Source organism: Ornithinimicrobium pratense (assembly GCF_008843165.1).
GTDB classification, from domain to species: Bacteria; Actinomycetota; Actinomycetes; order Actinomycetales; family Dermatophilaceae; genus Ornithinicoccus; species Ornithinicoccus pratensis.
In genome coordinates this window covers 631,438-654,332 of sequence record NZ_CP044427.1, presented here as the reverse complement: position 1 = coordinate 654,332, position 22,895 = coordinate 631,438, and the positions used below count along the sequence as shown (strand labels likewise).

At 70.6% G+C, this 22,895-nt stretch carries 18 protein-coding genes and 2 tRNA genes; 5 read left to right on the top strand and 15 right to left on the bottom strand.

The window, feature by feature from the left end; translation table 11 throughout:
- Nucleotides 1–45 precede the first annotated feature (45 nt).
- The 5 genes from FY030_RS03005 to FY030_RS02985 all read right to left on the bottom strand — a co-directional run bounded on the left by FY030_RS03005 (nt 46) and on the right by FY030_RS02985 (nt 4,169).
- Nucleotides 46–306 carry an AtpZ/AtpI family protein gene (locus tag FY030_RS03005; RefSeq protein WP_202879751.1) on the bottom strand — a complete coding sequence of 87 codons (261 nt, stop codon included), beginning with the start codon at nt 304–306 and terminating at the stop codon, nt 46–48.
- Nucleotides 303–794, bottom strand: coding sequence for a hypothetical protein (locus FY030_RS03000; protein ID WP_158060219.1), 492 nt, complete (start codon nt 792–794; stop codon nt 303–305). The genes FY030_RS03005 and FY030_RS03000 overlap by 4 nt, the downstream gene beginning before the upstream one ends.
- Nucleotides 795–871: 77 nt before the next feature.
- Nucleotides 872–1,978 (bottom strand): glycosyltransferase family 4 protein, encoded by a 1,107-nt coding sequence (locus tag FY030_RS02995; protein ID WP_158060218.1) that lies wholly within the window; start codon nt 1,976–1,978, stop codon nt 872–874.
- Nucleotides 1,979–1,994: 16 nt separating this feature from the next.
- Nucleotides 1,995–3,296: a serine hydroxymethyltransferase gene (locus FY030_RS02990; RefSeq protein WP_158060217.1), complete on the bottom strand. Its 1,302-nt coding sequence runs from the start codon at nt 3,294–3,296 to the stop codon at nt 1,995–1,997.
- A gap of 33 nt (nt 3,297–3,329) precedes the next feature.
- The gene (locus FY030_RS02985; protein ID WP_158060216.1) at nt 3,330–4,169 is read right to left on the bottom strand and encodes an L-threonylcarbamoyladenylate synthase; all 840 of its coding nucleotides are present in this window, start codon (nt 4,167–4,169) and stop codon (nt 3,330–3,332) included.
- Nucleotides 4,170–4,789: 620 nt separating this feature from the next.
- On the opposite strand from FY030_RS02985, the gene FY030_RS02980 reads away from it, so the two are divergent.
- Nucleotides 4,790–6,862 (top strand): acyltransferase family protein, encoded by a 2,073-nt coding sequence (locus tag FY030_RS02980; protein WP_158060215.1) that lies wholly within the window; start codon nt 4,790–4,792, stop codon nt 6,860–6,862.
- Here FY030_RS02980 and prmC read toward each other — a convergent pair.
- The 6 genes from prmC to argS form a co-directional block, all read right to left on the bottom strand.
- The gene (gene prmC, locus FY030_RS02975; RefSeq protein ID WP_158060214.1) at nt 6,859–7,722 is read right to left on the bottom strand and encodes a peptide chain release factor N(5)-glutamine methyltransferase; all 864 of its coding nucleotides are present in this window, start codon (nt 7,720–7,722) and stop codon (nt 6,859–6,861) included. The genes FY030_RS02980 and prmC overlap by 4 nt on opposite strands.
- Nucleotides 7,719–8,819, bottom strand: a complete 1,101-nt coding sequence (gene prfA / locus FY030_RS02970; protein WP_158060213.1) for a peptide chain release factor 1 — start codon at nt 8,817–8,819, stop codon at nt 7,719–7,721. The genes prmC and prfA overlap by 4 nt, the downstream gene beginning before the upstream one ends.
- A 76-nt stretch (nt 8,820–8,895) precedes the next feature.
- A complete protein-coding gene (rpmE, locus tag FY030_RS02965; protein ID WP_158060212.1) occupies nt 8,896–9,111 on the bottom strand; it encodes a 50S ribosomal protein L31 in 216 nt (71 codons plus the stop codon).
- Between the two features lie 110 nt (nt 9,112–9,221).
- Nucleotides 9,222–11,384 carry a transcription termination factor Rho gene (gene rho / locus FY030_RS02960; RefSeq protein ID WP_158060211.1) on the bottom strand — a complete coding sequence of 721 codons (2,163 nt, stop codon included), beginning with the start codon at nt 11,382–11,384 and terminating at the stop codon, nt 9,222–9,224.
- Between the two features lie 252 nt (nt 11,385–11,636).
- The gene (locus FY030_RS02955; RefSeq protein WP_192498697.1) at nt 11,637–12,599 is read right to left on the bottom strand and encodes a homoserine dehydrogenase; all 963 of its coding nucleotides are present in this window, start codon (nt 12,597–12,599) and stop codon (nt 11,637–11,639) included.
- Nucleotides 12,600–12,604: 5 nt separating this feature from the next.
- Nucleotides 12,605–14,269, bottom strand: a complete 1,665-nt coding sequence (gene argS / locus FY030_RS02950; RefSeq protein WP_158060209.1) for an arginine--tRNA ligase — start codon at nt 14,267–14,269, stop codon at nt 12,605–12,607.
- Between the two features lie 81 nt (nt 14,270–14,350).
- On the opposite strand from argS, the gene FY030_RS02945 reads away from it, so the two are divergent.
- The 4 genes from FY030_RS02945 (at nt 14,351) to FY030_RS02930 (ending at nt 15,449) form a co-directional block, all read left to right on the top strand.
- Nucleotides 14,351–14,422 (top strand) — tRNA-Arg (locus tag FY030_RS02945).
- An 18-nt stretch (nt 14,423–14,440) separates the two neighbouring features.
- Nucleotides 14,441–14,533, top strand: a tRNA-Sec gene (locus FY030_RS02940).
- A gap of 266 nt (nt 14,534–14,799) precedes the next feature.
- Entirely contained in the window at nt 14,800–15,048 is a 249-nt protein-coding gene (locus tag FY030_RS02935; RefSeq protein WP_158060208.1) for a type II toxin-antitoxin system Phd/YefM family antitoxin, read from the top strand.
- Nucleotides 15,045–15,449: a type II toxin-antitoxin system VapC family toxin gene (locus FY030_RS02930; protein WP_158060207.1), complete on the top strand. Its 405-nt coding sequence runs from the start codon at nt 15,045–15,047 to the stop codon at nt 15,447–15,449. The genes FY030_RS02935 and FY030_RS02930 overlap by 4 nt, the downstream gene beginning before the upstream one ends.
- A gap of 1,655 nt (nt 15,450–17,104) precedes the next feature.
- On the opposite strand, the gene FY030_RS02920 is transcribed toward FY030_RS02930, so the two are convergent.
- The 4 genes from FY030_RS02920 to mobF form a co-directional block, all read right to left on the bottom strand.
- Nucleotides 17,105–17,437, bottom strand: a complete 333-nt coding sequence (locus FY030_RS02920; RefSeq protein WP_158060205.1) for a hypothetical protein — start codon at nt 17,435–17,437, stop codon at nt 17,105–17,107.
- Between the two features lie 115 nt (nt 17,438–17,552).
- Nucleotides 17,553–17,906 carry a single-stranded DNA-binding protein gene (locus FY030_RS02915; protein ID WP_192498696.1) on the bottom strand — a complete coding sequence of 118 codons (354 nt, stop codon included), beginning with the start codon at nt 17,904–17,906 and terminating at the stop codon, nt 17,553–17,555.
- 105 nt (nt 17,907–18,011) lie between these two features.
- The gene (locus FY030_RS02910) at nt 18,012–18,614 is read right to left on the bottom strand and encodes a hypothetical protein (protein WP_158060203.1); all 603 of its coding nucleotides are present in this window, start codon (nt 18,612–18,614) and stop codon (nt 18,012–18,014) included.
- Between the two features lie 279 nt (nt 18,615–18,893).
- A complete protein-coding gene (gene mobF, locus FY030_RS02905; protein WP_158060202.1) occupies nt 18,894–22,706 on the bottom strand; it encodes a MobF family relaxase in 3,813 nt (1,270 codons plus the stop codon).
- Between the last annotated feature and the right edge of the window lie 189 nt (nt 22,707–22,895).

The window sequence follows — 22,895 nt, the reverse complement described above, 5'->3', positions numbered from 1 at the left end:
ACTGCCGGTGGGCACTCTGGCCGGGACAGCCGGTCTCCGCCGCGTTCATGCTCTACCGTACCGGAGCCAGATGACGTAGAACGCCAGCCCCATCCCGCCAAGCAGACCGACGACGAGCAGGAAACTGGTGCCGAGCCACTGGTCGACCCCCCAGCCCATCAGGCCGAAGGTCAACGGACCGGCGAGCAAGTAGGACAGGACGGAGATCGCGGGGTAGGCGCCGTGCACGAACTGGCTGTGCGTCGTCGGCTCCTCCTTGGCGGAGTAGCCGGAGGGGTGGCCCGCAGGGCCAGTGGACTGGCTCACCGGTCGGCTCCCTTCGTGGTCGGGGTGACGCTAACAGATGAGGTGGAGCTGTCTACGTCGACGCTGACCCGCGCCCGCAGGGCACCGACGACCGTGCCGACCTGGACGCTCAGCCCGACCGCGATGAAGGTCAGGCCCAGGGCCATCAGGCTGACCTGCTCGGACCGGCTGAGCAGGAAGAGCACGCCTGCGGTCAGTGCGAGCTGGACGAGGAAGACGAAGAAGGCGCCGGACATCACGATCTGGCCTGGCCCGGAGAGCAGGCCGCGGATGGCGACGATCCCCAGCCCGAAGACACCGAGCGAGAGCACACCCCCGACGAGGGCGGACAGGGCCGCCATACCGTCCACCACCAGCCAGGCCGCCAGGGCCCCGACCAGCGTGATGGCCAGCCCGGCGGGGACGGCCCACAGCAGCATCAGCCGGGTCGGCGACGACCGGGTCGTGGACCCGGTCGACGAGCGCGCCTCGGCGCTGCTGGAGGTCATGAACGTCCTCGGCGAAAGAGGGTGCGGATGGATTGTGAAAGTTATCACAAGCAGCGCTGCGGGGGCGAACCTGACGGTCAACGACGCGCCCAGGTCGTCGGCCGCGACGGCTGCCAGGTGAGTGCCAGGGCCAGGGTCAGCAGGAGCACGATGCCGACCACGGAGGTCCACACCTGGAGGTAGGCGAAGGACACCGCGCCCAGCGCGATGAGGGCCGACCATAGGTAGAGGAGAACCACCGCCCCCCGGTGGCTGTGCCCGATGTCCAGCAACTGGTGGTGCAGGTGGCCGCGGTCCGGCTTCCACGGCAGCTGCCCCCGGCGGGTGCGGCGCAGCACGGCCAGCAGGACGTCGAGGAAGGGCAGGGCCATGACCGCCAGCGGGATCAGGACCGGCAGCAGGATCGCGGTGGCGGCCGAGGCGCTGGCCAGCGAGGAGTTGGGGTCGACCGAGCCGGTCATCGAGATGGTCGAGGCGGCCAGGAGCAGACCGAGCAGCAGCGCACCGGCGTCGCCCATGAAGAGCCGGGCCGGGTGGAAGTTGTGCGGGAGGAAGCCCAGACAGACGCCGATCAGCGCCGCGCTGATGAAGGTGGCCTGGTGGAAGACGTTGGGCGGATCAAAGGCGCGGCTGACCAGGTAGGTCCAGGCGAAGAAGGCGCTCGCGGCGATGAGCACCACCCCCGCGGCCAGCCCGTCCAGCCCGTCGATGAAGTTCACCGCGTTGGTGGAGATCACCACGACCAGGATGGTGAGCATCACCATCACCGGCTCCGGCAGGACGGTGACGCCGAGGATGGGCAGCTGCAGCAGCCGGACCCCGAAGAAGGCCATGACGCCGCCGGCGAGCACCTGGCCCGCGAGCTTGGTCAGCCAGTCCAGGTCGTGCACGTCGTCGACGGCCCCGAGCAGGGTGATGATCGCCGCCCCGGCGAGCACCCCGTAGATCGCCGGGGTGCTGGAGAAGAGCTGGCCGAGGTAGGGCAACTGGGAGCCGAGCAGGACCGCGGCGCCGAAGCCGAGCAGCATACCGACCCCACCCAGGCGCGGGATCGGGACGGAGTGCACGTCCCGGTCCCGCACCGCGGTCATTGCCCCGACGGCGAGCGCCAGCCGGCGGATGAGAGGGGTGACGAGATACGTGACGATGGCTGCGGTGAGCAGCACCATCAAGAACTCGCGCACGGTATGGGGTGCGGCGTCAGCCGGCGTGCGGGTCCGGGTAGGCGGGGTAGGCCTGCAGCAGCTGGGTCACCTCGGCGCGGATCTCCCGGGCCACCGCGTGCTCGGGGTCGCCGTCGGTCTGGGTGATCGCCCGGTGCATCAGATCGGCGATGGCGTCCATCTGCTCCACGCCCATCCCCTGAGTGGTGACCGAAGGGCTGCCGACCCGGATGCCGGAGGCCACGTTGGGCTTCTCGGGATCGAACGGGATGGCGTTCTTGTTGAGCACGATGCCGGCGGCATCGCACCGTGCCTCGGCGTCCACGCCGGTGACCCCGACTCCGCGCAGGTCGTGCAGGGACAGGTGGGTGTCGGTGCCGCCGGTGATCGGCCGGATGCCGTGCCGGTCCAGTCCGGCCGCAAGCGCCGCGGCGTTGTCGAGGACCTGCCGGGCGTAGGCCTGGTAGGCGGGAGTCATGCACTCGGCGAAGTTGACCGCCTTGCCGGCCACGCCGTGCATCAGCGGGCCGCCCTGCATCATGGGGAAGACCGCGCGATCGATCTTCTTGGCGTGCTCCTGCTTGCACACGATCGCGCCGCCACGGGGCCCGCGCAGCACCTTGTGCGTGGTGAAGGAGACCACGTCGGCATACGGCACAGGCGAGGGGATGACTTTGCCGGCCACCAGGCCGATGAAGTGGGCGGCGTCGACCCAGAAGATCGCGCCGACCTCGTCGGCGATGGCTCGGAACCGCTCGAAGTCGATCAGCCGCGGGACCGCCGAGCCGCCGGCCACGATCATCTTGGGCCGGTGTTCCCTGGCCAATGCCTCGACCTGGTCGTAGTCGATGTCCTCGGTGTCCTGCGTGACGCCGTAGTGCACTGCGTTGAACCATTTCCCGGAGAAGCTGACCTTGAAGCCGTGGGTCAGGTGGCCACCGTGATCCAGCGACATCGCCAGGATGGTGTCGCCGGGAGCGGTGAAGGCGCCGTAGACCGCCTGGTTGGCGCTGGCGCCGGAGTGCGGCTGCACGTTGGCGTGGTCGGCGCCGAAGAGCTCCTTGGCGCGTGCTATCGCCAGGTCCTCGACCTTGTCCACCTCGGAGCACCCGCCGTAGTAGCGCGCGTGCGGGTAGCCCTCGGCGTACTTGTTGGACAGCGTGGAGCCCAAGGCGGCGAGCACGGCCGGGCTGGTCTGGTTCTCGCTGGCGATGAGCTGTAGCCCCGCGCGCTGGCGGTCCAGCTCGGAGACCAGCAGTTCCGCGATCTGCGGGTCCTGCTGAAGCAGGGCACCGAAGTGCGGTCCGTAGTAGCTCTGGGGGGTTACGGCGGTGGTCATGCGCCCCACTGTAGGGCGTCGCCGTGTGCGTGGTCAGGAACGGTCGCGGGCCGCGGGCACGACGCGGTATGCCGTGGCCGGGACCGGCACCGCGCTGGGCCGAACGCTGCCCACCAGGACGGCGCCGTCGGGCTCAGCCGGCTGGCCGTGCCCCCGGGGCCTCTCCCCCTCCCCGTGGCCTTCCGGCTCGCCCACCGCCGGAGGGTGGTCGTGGAGGACCGTGGTGCCGAGCACGCTCCTGATCTGCGCCGCGCTGAGCGCCCCGGAACGCAGGATGACCGGTTCCCCCCCGGTGCAGTCCACGATCGTCGAGGGCAGCCCGCCGGTGCGCGGGCCGCCGTCGAGATAGACGGTGACGGCGCCACCCAGCTGGTCCAGGGCCTCCTGGGCCGTCGTGGCCGCGGGCTGCCCGGTCACGTTGGCGCTGGTCACGGCCAGAGGTCCCACCTCGGTGAGCAGGGCCAGGGCCACCTCGTCGTCGGGCATCCGCAGGGCGACCGTGCCGTTGGTCTCCCCCAGGTCCCACTGCAGGGAGGGCTGGGACCGGAAGACGAGGGTCAGGGGCCCGGGCCAGAACTGGCGCATGAGGATCCGGGCGTACATCGGCACGTCGACCGCGAGACCGTCGACCGTGCGCGCGTCGGGGACGAGCACGGGCGGGGGCATCTCTCGGCCACGGTGCTTCGCGGCCAGCACCATGGCCACCGCGACCTCGTCGAAGGCGTCAGCGCCCACGCCGTAGACCGTGTCTGTCGGCAGCACGACGAGGCGGCCCTGGCGCACCACCTCAGCGGCGCGTCCCACCGCCGCCGTCCGGTGCTCCGGGTCGCTGCAGTCCAGCAGCCGCTCGGGCGTCGATGACGTGCCAGCCATGGGTCCTCCGGTCCGGCTCAGGGGTGGTCAGGGCGCCATCGTCCCACGCCAGGAGGGTCGTACTGCCGCCCTTTCGAGTTGCGGGGGCCAGCCGGTCGTCCCAGAGTGTTCCCAGACACGGGTTGCACGACGGCGCCCGTGCCGAACTAGGAAAGGAACCCCCCATGCGTGGTGGAGGACTGATCTGGACCATCGTCGGCATTCTGCTGATCATCGCCCTGATCATCTTTATCTTCTAGCTCTCCGCTCGGTTGCAGTTGACCCACCGGGACGTCAGGCTCGACCGAGCCAGCCCCTGCTCGTCCCGTCGGTGTCCGAGCGACCGTGACCTCAAGCGACCCTGAACCGCCGGGGAGCCCCCTGCGCCCCGGCGCACCGCACCAAGAAAGGAGTCGACCCATGCGTGGAAGCGGACTCATCTGGACCATCGTCGGCATCCTGCTGATCATCGCCCTGATCATCTGGATCATGAACCGCACCTGACCAAGGTCAGAGCGCAGTGCAGGCCTGCCCGGTCGCGACAGCGACCGGGCAGGCCTTGCTCATGGGGGCAGCAGGACCGGGGTACGGTGATCCAGGCCCGGTCCGGCGGGCCGCGCCGATGATCGAAGGTCGAGGGGATGGTTGCACCGAGCGCCCGCCGCGAAGGCCTGCACGGCCTGCGGGGGGTGGCCGTGGTCCTGGTGGTGCTCTTCCACCTCTTCGGAGCCGGCCGAGTCTCCGGCGGCATCGACGTCTTCCTGGCCATCTCCGGCTTCCTCTTCACCGGCCTGATCCTGCGCCGGGTGAGCGGCCAGGGGTTCGACCTCCCGGCCTACCTGGCCCGGCTCGTGCGCCGGCTGCTGCCCCCCGTCGTGCCCGTGCTCGCCTTCGTCGTGCTCGCCACCCTGGTGCTGCTGCCCGCCCCGATGCGCGCCCAGACCTGGCAGGAGACGGCGGCGGTCCTGCTCTACGTCGAGAACTGGCAGCTCATCGCCTCCCAGCTCGGCTACGACGCCGCCGGTGTGCAGACCAGCCCGCTGCAGCACTTCTGGTCGCTGTCCGTCCAGGGCCAGTTCTACCTCCTCTGGCCGGTCGTGCTCGGCGCCGCGTGGTGGCTGCTCCGCCGCCGCCGCCTGCCCGTCCGGGCGGCCCTGACCGTGGTGGTGCTCGCGGTCAGCGCCGCGTCCTTCGGGTATGCCGTGCACCTGCACCGCCTCGACCAGCAGGTCGCCTACCTGCACACCGGGGCCCGTCTGTGGGAGCTGACCCTGCCCGGCTTGCTAACCCTCACCGCCGCGCACCGGCGGTTGCCGCGGGCGGTGCGGGTCGGCCTCGGCTGGACCGGCCTGGCCCTGATCGTCTCCTGCGGTTTCGTCCTGGACGGCGCCGCGCTCTTCCCCGGCCCGTGGGCCCTGTGGCCTGTGCTGGGCGTGGTGCTCTTCCTGCTGGCCGACGACACCGGCGCGCCCGGCAGCGCCGACCGGCTGCTCGCCACCGGCCCGGCCCGCTGGCTGGGCGACATCTCCTACGGCCTGTACCTGTGGCACTGGCCCCTGCTCATCGTGGCCCTGCACCTGGGCACCCGGCCGGCCGGCGATCCCCTGCTCTCGGCCGGGGTCCTGGTGGCGTCCGTGGGGCTGGCCCACGCCACGCACCGGCTGGTCGAACGCCCCCTCGCGGACGTGCGGCGCTGGCCGTCCCCACGCCGGACGGCCGGAGTCGGGGCCGTCGCCCTGGTGGTGCCGGCGCTGATCCTGGCCGGGTCCGGGCTGTGGCTGGACTCCCGGGCCCAGCAGGAGGCCGAGGCTGCCCGGGCCGACCTGGCCCGACAGGTCCTGGACGGCACCAGCCACGACCATCCCGGGGCCCTGGCGCTGCGGCCCGGCTGGGGCCCGGTGCCCGAGGCGCCGCTACTGCTCGACCCGACCGAGGCCGACGCGGACCTGCCGCCCCACGACGCCCAGGGCTGCTGGCAAGGCGCGGAGGACCGACCCGAGCTCGCCGAGGTGCTCTTCTGCCCGGAGCCACCCGGCATGGAGGTGCCCGACCCGGTGGCGACGGTGGTCATCACCGGCGGCTCGCACGGTGCCATGTGGGAGCCCACCTGGCGGGTCCTGGCCGCAGAGCACGGCTGGCGGGTCCTGGTCATGGTCAAGGCCGGCTGCCAGCTGACGACGAGCACCGGGCAGTTCCCGGCGGAGACCGACCTCGTGCCCAACGCCTCCTGCCAGGAGTGGAACCGCCGCGCCCTCGCGGAGTTGGTCGAGCTGGGCCCGGACGTCGTCTTCACCCTGGCCACCACGACGGCGCAGGCGGAGACGACCGGGGAGAAGGCCTCCCGCGGTTTCGTCGAGGTTTTCGAGCGGCTCGCCGAGCACGACATCGACGTGGTCGCGATCCGGGACATCTTCAGGATGCAGGGCGACGTGCCCTCCTGCGTGGCGCAGAACCTTGCCGATCCCTCGGTGTGCGACACCCCCCGGGTGCCGGGTCCGTCACCGATGACGCCGGACATGGTGCCCGCCAACGTCGGGCTGGTGGACCTCACCGACCACGTCTGTGCTCCCGAGGTGTGCCAGGCCGTGGTGGGCAACATCATCGCCTACCACGACCACTCGCACCTGTCGGCGTCGTTCGCGACCACCCTGGCTCCTGCGCTGGACGAGGCGTTGCGCGAGGCTGCCCCAGGGCTCTACGCGCACCCCCGCTAGGGGCGCGCGCCGCGGCTCACCCGCGGTCGGCCGCCCAGGTCGGGGTGATCGGCGACGTCGGCGAAGCCCAGCTCGCGCAGCGCCGCCGGCAGGCTCTCCCCCTGGGCGTCCGCATGCTCCATGAGCAGCACCCCGCCTGGGCGCAGGAGCCGCAGCGCCCACCCGGCGATCTGCCGGGGCACCTCCAGCCCGTCCACCCCGCCGCCGTAGAGGGCCAGCTCCGGGTCGTGCTCACGCGCCTCCGGGTCCACCGGCTCGGCGTCCGGTGGGATGTAGGGCGGATTGCAGGTGATCACGTCGACGCTGTCACACAGTTCAGGAAAGGCCTCTTGCGCACGGCCCAGGCGCAGCTCGACCGAGCGCCCGGCGGGGTGCGCGGCGAGGTTGGTGGCCGCATACCGGTGCGCCTGTGGGGAGAGCTCCACCGCCCCCACGCGGGCGTCCGGTCGGGCCGCCGCCACGGCCAGTGCAAGCGCCCCTGAGCCGGTGCACAGGTCGAGCACGACCGGGTGCGCCACACCCTCGAGGTCACCGAGCGCCAGGTTGAGCAGCGTCTCGGTCTCGGGGCGGGGGGTGAAGACGCCGGGGCCGACGCTCAGGTCCAGTCCGGCGAAGTGGGCGGTCCCGGTGAGGTGCTGGAGCGGCACCCGGGCTGCGCGGCGCTCCACCAGGGACCGGTATGCGGTCAGCGTCGCCTCGTCGATGTCCCGGCCCAGCAGCCGCTCCCGCCTCAGTTCGCCCACGTCACGGCCGGTGGCGTGGGCGAGCAGGTGCTCGGCGTCGACCGCAGGGCTGGGCACCTGCGCCCGGGCCAGCTCGGCCGTGCCCCAGCGGGCCGCGCGGTCAACGCCGGGGCTCACCGCTCCCCCGCCGCCTCGAGGCGGGCCTGCTCGTCGGCGGCGACTGCGGACTGCAGGACCGGGTCGAGGTCGCCGTCCAGCACCTGGTCCAGGTTGTAGGCCTTGAACCCCGTGCGGTGGTCGGCGATGCGGTTCTCGGGGAAGTTGTAGGTCCGGATCCGCTCGCTGCGGTCCACCGTCCGCACCTGGCTGCGGCGCTGCTCGCTCGCCGCAGCCTCGGCCTCGTCCAGTGCCATCTGGTGCAGCCGGGCGCGCAGCACGCGAAGCGCGGACTCCTTGTTCTGCAACTGTGACTTCTCGTTCTGGCAGGAGACGACCAGGCCGGTCGGCAGGTGGGTAATCCGGACCGCGGAGTCGGTGGTGTTCACCGACTGCCCGCCCGGACCGGAGGAGCGGAAGACGTCGATCTTCAGGTCGTGCGGGTCCAGGGCCACCTCTGCGGGGTCGTCGATGTCGGGCATGACCAGGACACCGGCCGCTGAGGTGTGGATCCGCCCCTGGCTCTCGGTGACCGGGACCCGCTGGACACGGTGCACACCGCCCTCGTACTTCAGCCTGGCCCACGGCGCCGCCCCGGGCGCCGGGGTGCCGGTGGCGCTGATCGAGACCCGCGCGTCCTTGTAGCCGCCCAGGTCCGACGGGGTGGTATCAAGCAGCTCGGTGCGCCAGCCCCGGCGTTCGGCGTAGCGCAGGTACATCCGCAGCAGGTCACCGGCGAACAGCGCCGACTCCTCCCCACCCTCGCCCGCCTTCACCTCAAGGATGATGTCGCGGTCGTCATCGGGGTCACGCGGCACGAGCTGGCCGCGCAGGTGCTTGGCAGCCTTCGCCTCAGCCTCCTCCAGCGTGGGGACCTCCTCGGCGAAGGAGGCGTCCTCCGTCGCCAGCTCGCGGGCCGCCCCGAGGTCGGCCGCAGCCCTCTCCCAGGCCCGATAGGCGCTCACCGTCGGGCCGAGCGCGGCATACCTCTTGTTCAGCCTCTTCAGCGCCGCCGGGTCACCGTGCACAGCCGGGTCGGCGAGCTGCCGCTCGATGTCGGCATGCTCGGCCAGCAACGGCAGGGCCGAGTCGAAGGCCTGGTTCACAGCCACTGCCATACCTCTCATTCCTCACGGGCGCGGGAAAGGCGAACGCCGGCCCCGCGATCAACTCGCGGGACCGGCGTCGGTGGTCCTACTTGGCGGCCTTCTTGCCGTAGCGCTCCTGGAAGCGGGCCACGCGGCCACCGGTGTCCAGGATCTTCTGCTTGCCCGTGTAGAACGGGTGGCAGTTGGAGCAGACGTCGGCGTTGATGCGGCCGGACGCGGACGTGCTCCGCGTGGTGAACGTCGCGCCGCAGGTGCAGGTGACCGCGGTCTCGACGTACTCCGGGTGGATGTCCTTCTTCATGGTCTCTCCTCGCAGGTGGCGTTCTCCCCGGGTCGCCTCCGCGGCTGCGGGGGCGTGAACCGGAAGGCCAACGAAATAGTCTACCGCGTCCGCGGCGTGGTTCTGGTCGGTCAGTCCTCGTCGTCCAGCCGGGTCGAGCTGGTCTGCTGGACCTGGGTGAGGAACTCGTAGTTGTGCTTGGTCTTCTTCAACCGGTCGATGAGCAGCTCGATTCCCTGCTGCTGGTCGAGCGCGGAGAGCACCCGGCGCAGTTTCCACATGATCTTCAGCTCGTCGCCGCCCATGAGGATCTCCTCGCGGCGCGTGCCTGAGCCGTTGACGTCGACGGCCGGGAAGGTGCGGCGGTCGGCCAGCTGTCGGGAGAGCCTGAGCTCCATGTTGCCGGTGCCCTTGAACTCCTCGAAGATCACCTCGTCCATCTTGGAGCCGGTTTCCACCAGCGCCGTGGCCAGGATGGTCAGCGAGCCGCCGTTCTCGATGTTGCGGGCGGCGCCGAAGAATTTCTTCGGCGGGTAGAGCGCGGCGGAATCCACACCACCGGACAGGATTCGGCCGGAGGCGGGGGCAGCCAGGTTGTAGGCCCGGCCCAGGCGGGTGATGCCGTCCAGCAGCACCACCACGTCCTGGCCCAGCTCGACCAGGCGCTTGGCCCGCTCGATAGCCAGCTCGGAGACCAGGGTGTGGTCGCTGGCCGGCCGGTCGAAGGTGGAGGAGATGACCTCGCCCTTGACGCTGCGCTGGAAGTCGGTGACCTCTTCCGGACGCTCGTCCACCAGGACGATCATCAGGTGGACCTCGGGGTTGTTGGTGGTGATCGCGTTGGCGATCGCCTGCAGCACCATCGTCTTGCCGGCCTTGGGCGGGGAGACGATGAGGCCACGCTGGCCCTTGCCGATCGGTGCCACCAGGTCGATGACCCGGGTGGTGAGGTTCTTCTGCTCGGTCTCCAGGCGCAGCCGCTGCTGCGGGTAGAGGGGGGTCAGGCTGGCGAAGTCCGGGCGTCGACGGGCGCCGTCCGGCTCCTGGCCGTTGACCTTGTCCAGTCGGACCAGCGCGCTGAACTTGCCCCGGTCGCGCTTGTTGCCGGTTGAGGACACGGTGTGCTGGCCGACGTCGCTGCCGTCCTGGGGCGCCTTGATCGCACCCTGGATCGCGTCGCCCTTGCGCAGACCGTGCCGCTTGACCATGCCCATCGGCACGTAGACATCGGTCGGGCCGGGCAGGTAACCCGTGGTCCGGATGAAGGCGTAGTTGTCGAGCAGGTCCAGGATGCCGCCGACCGGGACGAGCACGTCCTCCTCGGTGTAACCCTCCTGCTCCTCCTGCTGACCGCTGGGGCCAGCCGGGCCGTCCGGGCCACCCTGCACGCGCCCCCGCTTGCGGTCACGGTTGCGGTTGCGGTTGCGTCGCCGGCCGCGACGACCGTCGTCATCGCCGTCCAGGTCGTCCCGCTGCTGCTGGCCCTGCTGCTGCCCCTCACCGGCCTGCTCGCCGTCCCGGCTCTGCTGGCCTCGCTGACCCTGCTGCTCGCGCTGCTGGCCCTGCTGCGCCTCACGGTCCGGCGCGGCCTCGCGGTTGCGCTGGGTGCGGTCCTGCTGGCCCTGCTGCGCCTCACGGTCCGCCGCGGCCTCGCGGTTGCGCTGGGCGTGGTCCTGCTGGCCCTGCCGCGCCTCACGGTCCGGCGCGGCCTCGCGGTTGCGCTGGATGTGGTCCTGCTGGCCCTGCTGCGCCTCACGGTCCGCCGCGGCCTCGCGGTTGCGCTGGATGTGGTCCTGCTGGCCCTGCTGCGCCTCACGGTCCTGGACGGGTGACTCGACGGCCCGGGGAGCGCCCGCACTGGAGCCGGCGCGACGGCTACGGCGGGTGCGGGAGCCGCCCTGGCTCCCGTCCCGCTGCGCCTGCGCCCGGTCCAGGGCGGCCTCGAGGCTGTCCGCGGGGTCCTGGCCGGTCGTGCTGGCGCCGGAGCCTGCCTCCTGGGCCGGGGCGGCCTGGATCTCGTCAGGGCTATGCTCGCGGCTCTGGTCCCGCTGTTCTTGGCGGCCGGTGGCCCGCTGCTCGCGTTGGTCCCCGCCCTGCTCGCGCTCCTGGGCAGCGGCGGAACGGCCCGCGGGGCCGGCTCCGCCTCCCGCGCGGATGGCGGAGACCAGGTCGGCCTTGCGCATCTTGGCGTTCACGGTGATGCCCATGCTGCTGGCCAGCTGCTGCAGCTCGGCCAGCCGGAGGGTGCTGAGCGAACCGGTCCGGGTCGGCACGGCGTCAGTAGTCTCGGTCACGTAGATGTCCTTCCCCCTCGGCCCCGGCGAGGTCCTCGCCGTGCCTGGGGTCTCAGGTGTGGTTCAACCCTGCCCGGAACGGGTGGCAGGGCTGTAAGGGTGGGCGCGGACCGACTGGTCTCGGGGTCGTGGTCAGCCAGCGTCGACTGCCACTGGGGATCAGGCCCGCACCGAGGGATGCTCCAGCGTGCGGGGGGAACTCCCACCCTGCTCATGGAACACCCCCAAGATAACACGCAGGCGGGAGTGCTCCTACCGGACCCGCCGTGCCGCGCGCACGATGTCCCCCAGCACTGCGGAGGCCGTCTCTTCGCCGCCCGCTCCCGCCCCCTGCAGCCGCAGCTCCCCCGCGGACACGGCCTCGATGACGACGATGTTCGTCCCGCCCCGGACCGCAGCCAGCGGGTCGTGCGCCGGGAGTGCCTCCGGTCGCACCGCCACCTGAGCCCCGCATCCGGCGCGCCGGGCGGAGGCCACCAGCTTGATCACGGTGCCTTCCTGCGCAGCGCGCTTGAAGTCTTCGTCGGTCAGCCCGGTGATCCCGACCCGGTCGACCTCGTCCAGGCCCACCTGCGCGCCGAAGGCGGTGCGCGCCAGGATGACGGCCTTTGCGGCAGCGTCAAGGCCCTCCAGGTCCTCGGTGGGGTCGGCCTCCAGGTAACCCAGCTCCCCGGCCTGCCGCACCGCCTCGCCGAAGGCCACGCCCTCACGGGCGACCAGGTCCAACACGTAGTTCGTCGAACCGTTCACCACCCCCCGCACGGCCGTGACCTCGTCCCCGGCGAGCGAGTCGCGCAGCACCGCCAGCACGGGGACGGCTGCCATGACGGCGCCTTCGTAGTCCAGGCCCACCCCCTGCTCCGCGGCGACGGCGGCCAGCCCCTCGCCCTGCTGCGCGACCAGCTGCTTGTTGGCGGTGACCACCTGCGCACCGCCCCGCAGGGCCGTCTCGATCAGGGACCGGGCCGGCTCGATCCCGCCCATCACCTCCACCACGACGTCGGCCTGCCGCACCAGGGCCTCGGCGTCGGTGGTGAGCAGCACTGGGTCGACGCCCTCCCGGGGAAGGGACCGGTCCCGGACGGCGACACCCACCAGCTCCAGGGATCGGCCGAGCAGCTCGGCATACCGCTCCTGCCTGTCCTGCAGGCGGCGGGCCACCGCCGAGCCGACGGTGCCGCACCCGAGGAGGGCGACGCGCACGGGGGACGGCACGGCACTCACATCCGCTCGGGGGCGGAGACGCCAAGCAGGTGCAGCCCGTTGGCGAGCACCTGCCGGGTGGCGTCGTTGAGCCAGAGCCGCGAGCGGTGCAGGTCGGTGACCTCCTCCGCGGCGGAGGTCGGGCGCACCCGGCACTCGTCATACCACTTGTGGAAGCGGCCGGCGAGGTCCTCGAGGTAGCGGGCGATGCGGTGAGGTTCGCGCAGCTGGGCGGCCTGGGCGACGACGCGCGGGAAGTCGCCCAGGGTAGCCAGTAGCACTGCCTCGGTCTGGTGCGTGAGCAGTCCAGGGTCAAAACCGTCCTGGCGGTGCACGCCGTCCTCGTTCGCCAGCCTGGCGACGTTGCAGGTGCGCGCGTGGGCGTACTGGACGTAGAAGACAGGGTTGTCGTTCGTGCGGCTGGCCAGCAGGTCCAGGTCGATGTCGATCGAGGAGTCGGTCGAGCTGCGCGTCAGGGCGTAGCGGGCGGCGTCCACCCCGACCGCGTCCACCAGGTCCTCGAGCACCACGCCCGTGCCCGCCCGCTTGGACATGCGCACCGGCCGGCCGTCCTTGACCAGGTTGACCATCTGGCCGATGAGGATCTCCAGGTTCACGCCCGGCTCGTCGCCGAAGGCGGCGCACATCGCCATCATCCGCTGCACGTAACCGTGGTGGTCGGCCCCCAGCATGATGATCGAGCGGTCGAAACCGCGCTCGCGCTTGTCCAGGTAGTAAGCCAGGTCGCCGGCGATGTAGGCGGCGCGCCCGTCGCGGCGGATCACCACACGGTCCCGGTCGTCGCCGTAGGCGGTGGTGCGCAGCCAGAGAGCCCCGTCCTCCTCGAACATCACGCCCTGCTCGGTCAGCCGGTCGACGGCGCGCTGGACCGCCCCCGTCTCGTGCAGGGAGTTCTCGTGAAAGAAGACGTCGAACTTCACGCCGAAGTCAGCGAGCGAGACCTTGATCTCCTCGAACATCAGGTTGACACCGACCTCGCGGAAGACCTCCTGGCCCTCCTCCTCGGGCAGGTCCAGAGCGTCGGGGCGGCGGCGCAGCACCTCGGTGGCGATGTCGTCGATGTAGGCCCCGGCATATCCGTCCTCGGGGGCCTGCGCACCGCGTGCCGACGCCACCAACGACCGAGCGAAGCGGTCGATCTGAGCGCCGTGGTCGTTGAAGTAGTACTCGCGGGTGACCTCGGCCCCGCTGGCTTCGAGCACCCGGGCCAGGGCGTCACCGACGGCCGCCCAGCGGGTCCCGCCCAGGTGGATCGGGCCGGTGGGGTTCGCCGAGACGAACTCCAGGTTGATGCGCTCACCCGTCGCGGCGCCGCCCTGGCCGTAGCTCTCCCCCGCCTCGACGATCGCCCGCGCCAGCTCGGCCGCGCTCGCGGCGTCGAGGGTGATGTTGAGGAAGCCGGGACCGGCCACGTCGACCGCGGCCACCCCCTCCACCTCGCGCAGGCGGGCGGCGAGCTGATCGGCCAGCTGGCGGGGCGGCATACCGGCCGCCTTGGCAAGTTGCAGGGCCACGTTGGTGGCCCAGTCGCCGTGCTCGCGGCTGCGCGGTCGCTCCACCCGGAGGGCCTGCTCGGCCGGCACCTCGATGGCGAGGTCACCGTCGGTGACGGCCTGGGAGAGGACAGTATGCAGTGCTGCGGCGAGTTGCTCGGGGGTCACCCGGGCAGTCTAGTCGGGCTCAGGATCATCCCCGGAACCGATTCTTGGACAGCGGTATCCGGCTGCTACAGTCTCGCTGTTGCCCCCGTAGCTCAGGGGATAGAGCACCGCCCTCCGGAGGCGGGAGCGCAGGTTCGAATCCTGCCGGGGGCGCGCAGCACGACCGCACGGGGAGGCGTCTGGGTTCCTGGTGGGCCCCCCGGGCTTCAACCCCGCGGAACGGCGTTCGACGTCGTTGGCAGGTTCGATTCCTGTCCGCCTCCGCTACGAAAGGGCCGCTGACCTGCAGAGACAGGTTGGCGGCTTTTCCGCGTGCAACTAACGTGCAAGATGCTGTCGCCTGAAACGGCCCGTGAACCGTGTGGACGCACCCCCGACCCGTCGTCACCGGACCTGATCACACGCTGTCGAGCCACCAAGCTCCTTTACCGCTATGCAGGGACGACGACGGGCCCAGGGCACCGGCCCCCCTTGACGTAGACGCCTCACGCTGATGAGCGAGTGTGTAGCACAAGCGCTACCATGGGGCTATGGAAACGGTGGGACTTCGTGAGCTGAGGCAGGACGCCTCTGGACTTCTGCGACGCGTGGAGCGAGGCGAGGAGATCATCATCACTGTCTCTGGTCGGCCCAGCGCCAGACTCGTACCAGCTCGGCAGACCCGTTGGCAGCGCTGGGGTGACGTCACGGACCTGTTCGCCGGCCCTGCCGATGCGGACTGGGAGACTGACCGAGAGTTGGTCGATGACACCGTCCGCGACCCCTGGGCAGAGCAGTGACCGAGCAAACAGAAACGGACGAGCGGGGCCTGCTCGACACGAGCGTGGTGATTGCCGAGGACCTCACGCCAATCCCCGGCGTCCTGGCCATCAGCACCGTCACTCTGGCGGAGTTGCACTTCGGGGTCCTCGTTGCCAAGTCCGCCGGGGTGCGCGCCGAGCGCCTGCGACGACTCAGCATCCTTCAGCGCCGGTTCGATGCCCTGCCCCTCGACGAGGTCGTCGCGGCCAGTTACGGCCGCCTCGCGGCCGCGATCGTTGAAGCCGGACGTCAACCCCGCCGACGCACGATGGACCTGTTGATCGCAGCCACCGCCCATGCACATGACGCTGCGCTCTACACCCGCAACTCGGATGATTTCGCCGGACTTGAGGACCTGATCGATGTGCGCGTGGTCTAACGACCCGCGGCAGTACAGGGCGTTGCGTCGGCGACTACGCCACCTGTCGAGGCGGCGCGAGTCAAGGAGGATGTCGGAGACCACCCCAGCTGAACCTTCCGTGGCCTTCACCTGCCGAAGACACGCCGGTGTGAACACGACCCAATGTCGGTGCTCCCTGCTGCACTTGAGTTGAGACCACGCCGTGGGCTCGCCACCAGCACGGTGCCCGAGTTGGTCGGCCACATCGACACCGCAGAACGGTGGGACGGACCGGGAGCACGCCAGGAGCGCGCGAGAAGCAGGCCGAGCACGGATCGGTGCCTGGCGCGGGGAAGGCCTGGTCGCGGACGGGCGCAGGAAGGAGGTAGGCGGCATCGTGGCTCGACGTGGTGGTAAGAAGACCAGCGCTAAGGTCGCAAAGCAGGCGTCCCGCGCCTTGCGTGACGGTCGCTCGTCCAAGCGGACCAAGTCCATCGCTGCGTCTGCCCTCGCGCAGGCCTAGCAGATGAACCAGGGGTCTCGTCGGCCGCCCCCGACGAGACCCCTCTCGCCACGCGTGTCCCGCCGGTGGAGATATGCGATACCAGCTTCCCTTGCAGCTGAGCGAGCTCAAGCGCTTCCTGGGCGCGGCAGGAGGGGACGTCATACCCCTCTTAGTTCTTGAGTTGTCCGCAGGAATCCTCGAAGGCCGAGCCTCGCCCGGCTCACTCCTGTGAGGAGGGGCGGCACCTTCGGCACAGCGCAACTCCAGCGCTGAAGTCCCATTTCAACTTCTGGGCCTTGGCCCGGCTGCGACACTGCTTGCCGCAGGACTCGCATGTCACCCGATCCGCGTCAGGGCTGTCCACCATCGTTTTCGCCACTTCCTGCCTCCTCGATGTGGAGTGCGGCCACGTCCCGCGATCCTGTCCATGCCAGCCTATCGCTGCTTTCTCCAGACGATCCGGGTCTCGGGGGATGTCAACGCTCTGCGGCAATACCGGAAGTGTTGGCGCAGATCCTCCGGCATGCCAGGGCGGCGGTTGCCTGGCTATGGTCCAGGCATGGCGACCTGGGACGTGACCAACGATCACGGGCGGACCCGTGCCTGGCAGGCCCTCTGTCATGAGTTGATCGGTATTGCGTCTGCACTTGAGCTTGAGGTGGACCGGGCTCTTGCTCTGGCCCACGGTCGAAGCCCTGATGCGGTAGAGCGTCTGCAGGCTGCCGTCTTCACCCGCGTTCCTTGGGACGTGAAACTGGAACTCCTATCGGCAGTCCTCGCCTCAACACCATACCCCCAGACTCAGCTTCCTGCAGAGGCGTACTTTCCATTCTGCATCCCTGGCCTTCGCCTCATCTTTCGTCTACGCAACGCGGCAGCACACGGGGAGGTGGCCTCCGACTCGACGGACCGCACGCTGGTGCTTGCTGGCCGGTATAGGGGTCGTGAGCATCGGCACGAGATCCCACTGACGCGATTCGACTACGCTCGCGGGAAGTTGGCGGAGGCCTTGCGTAAGGATCTCAGGGAACTCTCTCTCTGGGCAGCCGACCGGCGCGTAGTTCAGGTATGGGTCGACTGAAGGTCAGGCGATCGGCGGCACGGTCGGGACGCTACGCGAAGACAGCGGCAAAATCGGACGAGCGTAGCCGTCCTCCACGCGGCAGATCCGGTCGTTCCGGAGAGGGTCTCAGCCCGGTCTCGGGCGCCATGGACCCGGCTGCGGCCCCACAATCCACTCGGTGTCTCCACGGCTGATCTCCACCCGCTCGAGCCACTGGACAGTGAAAGGCCCCTCATTACCGTTGCGCTCGGAACGACGCAGCTGCTCTGCCTCGGCACCGGCGATGAAGCCGTCATAGAAGTCCCGTACCGGCCTCTCAGCCGGCCCGCCGAGGATCACGTGGACAAGGGTGCGGACATCTTGGGATGGGTTCCAGCGGGCGAAGTACGTTCCCGCCACGTAGCCATCATTTGCGGCTCCCGTAGCCGCCTTGACCTGGGCATCTGGGGCGTCACTCATCACTGGAGACTATGCGTTTCACGACCATCCCGTCTCCCGTGCGCGCGGGCTTTCGCCGAACGGGGCCTCCCGTTTCGCCGCGGGCCTTCATCCGGGGGCGCGTCGGGCCATGAGCTCAACCAGTGGTCCTATTGGAGGGAACACGAAATTTGTCAAGGGAGACGCCGATGTGTAGGGCGCTCACCTGAGTCATCTCCCGCTCCTCGCCTGCCTCGTCGGTGAGGGTGCCTACGTAGCTGTGTCCCTCGACCAGCACCGTGTCGCCTTTACGCAGGCTCATGCTATTTTCGGCATCCGGGCCGGACACGATTACGACGTGGTGCTCGGATTCGCCCGTGTGCCTGCTGCCCTCGCCGTCATACCACTCCAGGGTCTCGACCACGCGCAGTAGGACGATCTCTCTGAAGCCACCAGTGCTCAAGATCTTTGGATCGCTGGCGAGGGTTCCGTGGATCGTGACGTGAGCCATGAGTGCTCCTTCTTCCCGCCCCACGCGGGTGAGAACGAAGTGCGAGTCTAGCATCGGCACCGCGCGACCTGAGCGCGCGGCTCGGTGTCGCCGTGGGGGTGCCGATTACGACGTAGGGGGGTGCGGCGCGGCGTCGTTCCCCGGCCCATCCCGCCCCCTCACCACCGGCTGTACCCGCGCCGCGGCGTCGTCCGCCCGTCGGGCGCGTTCGACGTGGTCGACGTGCAACTGCACCACCGGCTGCTCGTGAAACCGACCCTCCAGCACCGGTCCGCCGTAGAGGTACATGTCGATGGAGCGACCACCCGTCCGCCAGTAGGCGGTGAAGCGATAGTCCTCGCCCTCGCGCCGCATCTCGTCCATCGGCTCACCCGCGATCTCGACAAAACGGCCGCGCAGCAGCTCTGCGAGCCCAGGCACGACGTCCTCCGACAGCCCGTGCCACAAGAACCAGCTGATCCCGACGAACTCTCCCTCGAAGACGTGCCAGCCAACCGCAGGCCACGGGGCGCCCGGGTCACCGCTGTGCCAGGACTCGCCTCCGTGCTCCTCCCGCACCAGTGCGGCACCCTCCGTCGCGATGCCGTGCCGCTCGAACCACGCGCTCCGCTCGTCTTGCGTCGTCGGCCATTCTGAGGCGATCAGTTCACCCACGAGCCGGGCGACCTCCTCGACCGACGGCACGACCTGCCCCACGTCTTCGCTCATGACCGGCAGCCTAGGCCCGCGCGCCGACAGACGCCCGCAGGTGTAGTCCGGCGCTAAGGCCGCACGACCATGACGAGTACACCGACACTGCCGCCAACTCCAGGCATCTCGTCTGCGACCGGGCAGTCCGGTCCTCAAGACGCTCGCGGGTCGTCGTTTGCGACGTCCTCTCGGGAGTGTCCGACCACGATGAGTTCGTCGCCCAACATCCGACTCTCGGCGGTACAGCGATGTATCGACCGCGGTCCCGCGGCGGGGTCGGCCCTCATCTGCGATCGGTTACCGGGATGGACCTGACACCTCGCTGGAGGGGTGCCCATAGCGAGCGTGCTGCTCGGCTTGTCGCTGGCTGGCTCGCAGCCTCTCCCCTGCTGTGCCTTCCATCGGTCTGCCGCGGGGCGGGGACAGTGGGTTCAGTCGTCGGGTGAGTCGGGTCTGGTGCCGTGCGACGTCGGGGTCTTTGACGGGCGCTCCGGTAGGCCTGGGTTCGGTGTGTGGGACGGCGTGGGCGGCGCGCCAGACCGCAAGGTCGCCGAGCAGCTGTTCCTCGACGTCCGGAGGCAGCATCCGCTGCCACGGCACCCGATCGGACGCACCTGCCCGCTGGGCCTGGTCCGTGACCTGATGCTTGAGGTCGTCGATCCGGCCGGTCAGGCGGTCGAGGTAGGTGCTCGTGCCCGGTTCCTCTCGTAGGGCGGGTGGGATGTCGGGCAGCCACGGCAGCGGCGCGTCCCTGTGCGGCAGGGGCGTGAGGGCACTGATGCGCCAGGTGAGGGCGGCGGCGGGGTCCTCAGCCTCGGTGAGGGTGCGCTTGCCGCGGTACAAGGTGGCTTCCTGCACGACGGTCTCGGGCCGGGTCCCGTCGGCCCAGCGCACGGCGAGCTGGCCGCGCAGGTGCGGGTAGGCCGGTGCCCGGGTGAGGCCGGGTAGCCACCGTTCGAGCGCGTCGTCCAGGGCGGCCATCTGCTCGGGTCCGAGGTGATGCTGGGCCAGGACCGTCAGGGCGTCCTGGTAGGCCAGCACCGCCTCCCGCAGCAGCCCTGCGGTGTCGCCGTGCTCGGCGGTCGTGGCCGACTGTGCACGGCCGTCCCGGGCGAGGATGTCGGTGAGCACCTGCCGCGGCTCGGCGACAGTGTCCTGGACCTCGGGACCGACGGAGTCCAGGGACACGGTGGGGGTGGCGAGGTAGAGGTGGTTAGTCTGCCGGCCGCGGGAGAGCGCGACGTACAGGCCCTGCCGGGTCTCTGTCCCGGTCAGGACGGTGTGCGTGGTGTCTACGGTGGCGCCCTGGGCGCCGTGGATCGTGGACGCATACCCCAGCTGGACATGCTCGGCCACGTACCCCGCCGGTAGCCGGACCCGGCCCGGCTCGTGCCGGGCTCGCCCGTCCTGGCGGTCGACGGTCACGGCGCCGTCGGGGTGGACGGCCAGGACGCGCCACCGGTCCCCGTTCCTCACCCACGCCCCGTCCCCGGCCCGCAGGCGCCGGTCGTTACGGCGGGTGATCACCGTGTCGCCGGCACTCGCGCAGGTCCCATCAGCCAGGGTCACCTCTGGGCCGGATGCCTGTCCGGCGGTAGCGTCGAGCCGGTCATGGCGGGCGCGCTGGTTCAGGTCACGCACGGTGTCCCGGGTCGCGGCCAGCAGCAGGCTGGACATGCCGCCCTGCTGGTCGGCCTTCCAGGCGGCGTACGCGGTCTCGGCCATGGTGCCGGCGTCTCCGGCTTGGACCCGTCCCCGCTCGAGGTAGTGCTCCAGCGCGGCGGGATCGCCGTCCCGGATGGCGAGGGTGGCCTGTCCTTCTTCGGGGTCGATGAACCGGTGCAGCTCGGTCAACGTGACGGTGGTGCCGTGCGCGTACCCCTGCTCGGCCAGGTCGGTGAGGATCCCGCCGGCCGCGACGGCGGCCAGCTGCTGGTCATCCCCCACCAGACGCACACTGCCACCGGCGTCCACGACATGCCGCACCGCATCCGCGAGGGCGCGGGTTCCGGCCATGCCGGCCTCGTCGACGACCACCAACGTCCCCGGCCCCACGCGACCGCCTACGCCAGCACCCGGGTACTGGGCCGGACGGCCAGCCCTCGCCGTGGTGGTCTGGTGCAGGTACTTCGCGAGGGTGTCGGCACCGATGCCGGTGGCCCGGGCCAGTTCGTCGGCCGCGACCGCGGTCGGGGCCAGTCCCAGGACGGTCCCGCCGGAGGCCTCCCACGCCCGGGCGAGCACCCGCAGCGCGGCGGTCTTGCCGGCCCCGGCTGGGGCGAGGGCGACCTGGACCCGGCACCCGCTCGTCGCGAGGGTGCGGACCATTGCGGCCTGGGACCGGTCCAGCCCCGGACCGTCCGCCCCCTCGGCGGCCAGGACGGTCTCGACCACGGCCGGGTCGGCGTGGCGGCCGTCCCGACGCAGCGCGAGGGCCAGGAGCTCCTCCTCGGCGGCGAGGATCGCGCGCGAGGTGTAGGCCTGGCTGCCGTGCACCGTGTGGGCGGGCTGCCCGTCCGGGCGCCGCAGCACCTCCGGTTCGCCCAGCTCCGGTGGTACTCCGACCGGGACCGAGAAACCCTGCAGGACCCACCGTTCCACCGAGCGCCCGTACTCCTCGAGCCGGGCCAACGGCACCCCCGCGGTGCGTAGCTGACGTGAGGTCTCGGCCCGCACGTGCCAGACCTGCCACGTCGCCCGCGACCCCTCCAGCACCGACACCACCCGCGCCGCGACCACCTGGGGACGCACGTCCCCACCACGTCCCCGGATACGTCCCTGGAGCGTCCCCACCCGCTGACCTCCGGTGATGCCCACGTCTCTATTGCGTCCCTTGTTGCGTCCCCACCCCGCCCCTACCGCCGCCGTGACCATCTCTTCCGGGGCCTTGCCGTCAGCGGCGAGCACCGTGCTGGCCTGCTGTCGCCACGCCTGCCGCTGCTCGGCCTCCGAGCGCGGCTCGTGCTTGCCCGGGCGGGTCTCCAGGTTCGCCCGCTGCGCCAGGTCCAACGACTCGATCACGGTCGGGGCCCGACCATGGTCGGCCAGGAACGCCGAGGCCAGTTCGTCCATGCGGGCCTGGATCGCCTGCCGCCGTGACGACCAACTGGCGAGCAGGGCCGGGGCGATCCCGGCGATCTCCCGCACCGCCCGCTTGCCCTCCACCCCCGGGCGGTCGACGAACGCGACCCCGAGCCGGTCCACCAGCCCGGCCTCCAGGTGGGTGTTGTAGTGCTCCGAAGCCATCACCTTGGCCTTGAACAGCATCCGCCCGTCCACCGTCAACCACCGCCCACCCTCCTCGGCCAGCGACTGCACCTTGTTCGAGACCACCACGTGGGTATGCAGGTCCGGGTCCCCCGTCCGCGAGTCCCGATGATCGAACGACGCCGCCACCAAACCCGTGACGGGCACCTGACGGATGCCGCCCTTGCCAACCCTCGTGAACGCCACCTCCCGCTCCAACAGTTCTAGCGTCGCCCGGACCGCGTCCTCGTGCGCGGCCTCCACCTGCCTCGCGACCTCGGCCGGCGCCAGCGCCCACAGGGCAGAGACCGATTTCACCGGGGAGAACGTCAGGTCGAACCCCGCCACCGGCACCTGCGCCGGCTTGGACGCACGCGCGAGGAACTTCGTCAGCTCCGCCTCGTCCACCGGCGCGCGGCCGTGGCGTTGCTCGAACACCTCCCGGGCGACCCGGGTGCGGATCGCTGCCCGCTCCTCCGCCGGGATCGGGGCGTTCCACGCCAGTCCCTGGCTGGTGTTGTGCTCGCTGAACGCCCGAGCGATCATTTGCCGCAGGGTCGTGGCGTTGTAGGTGGGGAACGCCCGCCCCAGAGCACCCCAAGCCTGTTCGGCGGCGCCGGGCTCCCCCGCCCGGGGATGGCGGCCCTGACCGAACAGCAGCTTCATCTGCTCCTCGGACACCACGTCGCCGACTTTCAGGTCGAGACCGGCCAGGCCGGCCCCGAGCCAACGACCGGGCGACTCACCCTTCTCCTCGTAGTAGGACGCCAGGCCGGCCTGCCGACGCTCGGTCGCGTCGTGCTGCGCGACCTGACTCGTCAGGTACGTGTACCCGCTCCCGGCAGACAACTTGTGCAACGTCATCACACCCCCTAAAGCGGAGCAGCCGCGCTCAGGGGGTCACTTTTCCGGAACTATTTCACCGAGTGCACCAGGTGTGTTCCGTTCGAGCGGAGCGACTTTTGAGAGTCTCGGGTCGACGAGGGCGAGTTCGTCGACGGACGGATCGGTCTCGTGCGGGTTGTCTAGGCAGACGGTGTGGTACGAGTCGAG

What these genes read in the sequence shown, in the direction of transcription:
- FY030_RS03000 (WP_158060219.1), bottom strand. Translation starts at nt 794, where the DNA reads ATGACCTCCAGCAGCGCCGAGGCGCGCTCGTCGACCGGGTCCACGACC.
- FY030_RS02990 (WP_158060217.1), bottom strand. Translation starts at nt 3,296, where the DNA reads ATGACCACCGCCGTAACCCCCCAGAGCTACTACGGACCGCACTTCGGT.
- FY030_RS02985 (WP_158060216.1), bottom strand. Translation starts at nt 4,169, where the DNA reads ATGGCTGGCACGTCATCGACGCCCGAGCGGCTGCTGGACTGCAGCGAC.
- FY030_RS02980 (WP_158060215.1), top strand. Translation starts at nt 4,790, where the DNA reads ATGGTTGCACCGAGCGCCCGCCGCGAAGGCCTGCACGGCCTGCGGGGG.
- prfA (WP_158060213.1), bottom strand. Translation starts at nt 8,819, where the DNA reads ATGGCAGTGGCTGTGAACCAGGCCTTCGACTCGGCCCTGCCGTTGCTG.
- rpmE (WP_158060212.1), bottom strand. Translation starts at nt 9,111, where the DNA reads ATGAAGAAGGACATCCACCCGGAGTACGTCGAGACCGCGGTCACCTGC.
- FY030_RS02935 (WP_158060208.1), top strand. Translation starts at nt 14,800, where the DNA reads ATGGAAACGGTGGGACTTCGTGAGCTGAGGCAGGACGCCTCTGGACTT.
- FY030_RS02920 (WP_158060205.1), bottom strand. Translation starts at nt 17,437, where the DNA reads ATGAGTGACGCCCCAGATGCCCAGGTCAAGGCGGCTACGGGAGCCGCA.
- FY030_RS02915 (WP_192498696.1), bottom strand. Translation starts at nt 17,906, where the DNA reads ATGGCTCACGTCACGATCCACGGAACCCTCGCCAGCGATCCAAAGATC.
- FY030_RS02910 (WP_158060203.1), bottom strand. Translation starts at nt 18,614, where the DNA reads ATGAGCGAAGACGTGGGGCAGGTCGTGCCGTCGGTCGAGGAGGTCGCC.
- mobF (WP_158060202.1), bottom strand. Translation starts at nt 22,706, where the DNA reads ATGACGTTGCACAAGTTGTCTGCCGGGAGCGGGTACACGTACCTGACG.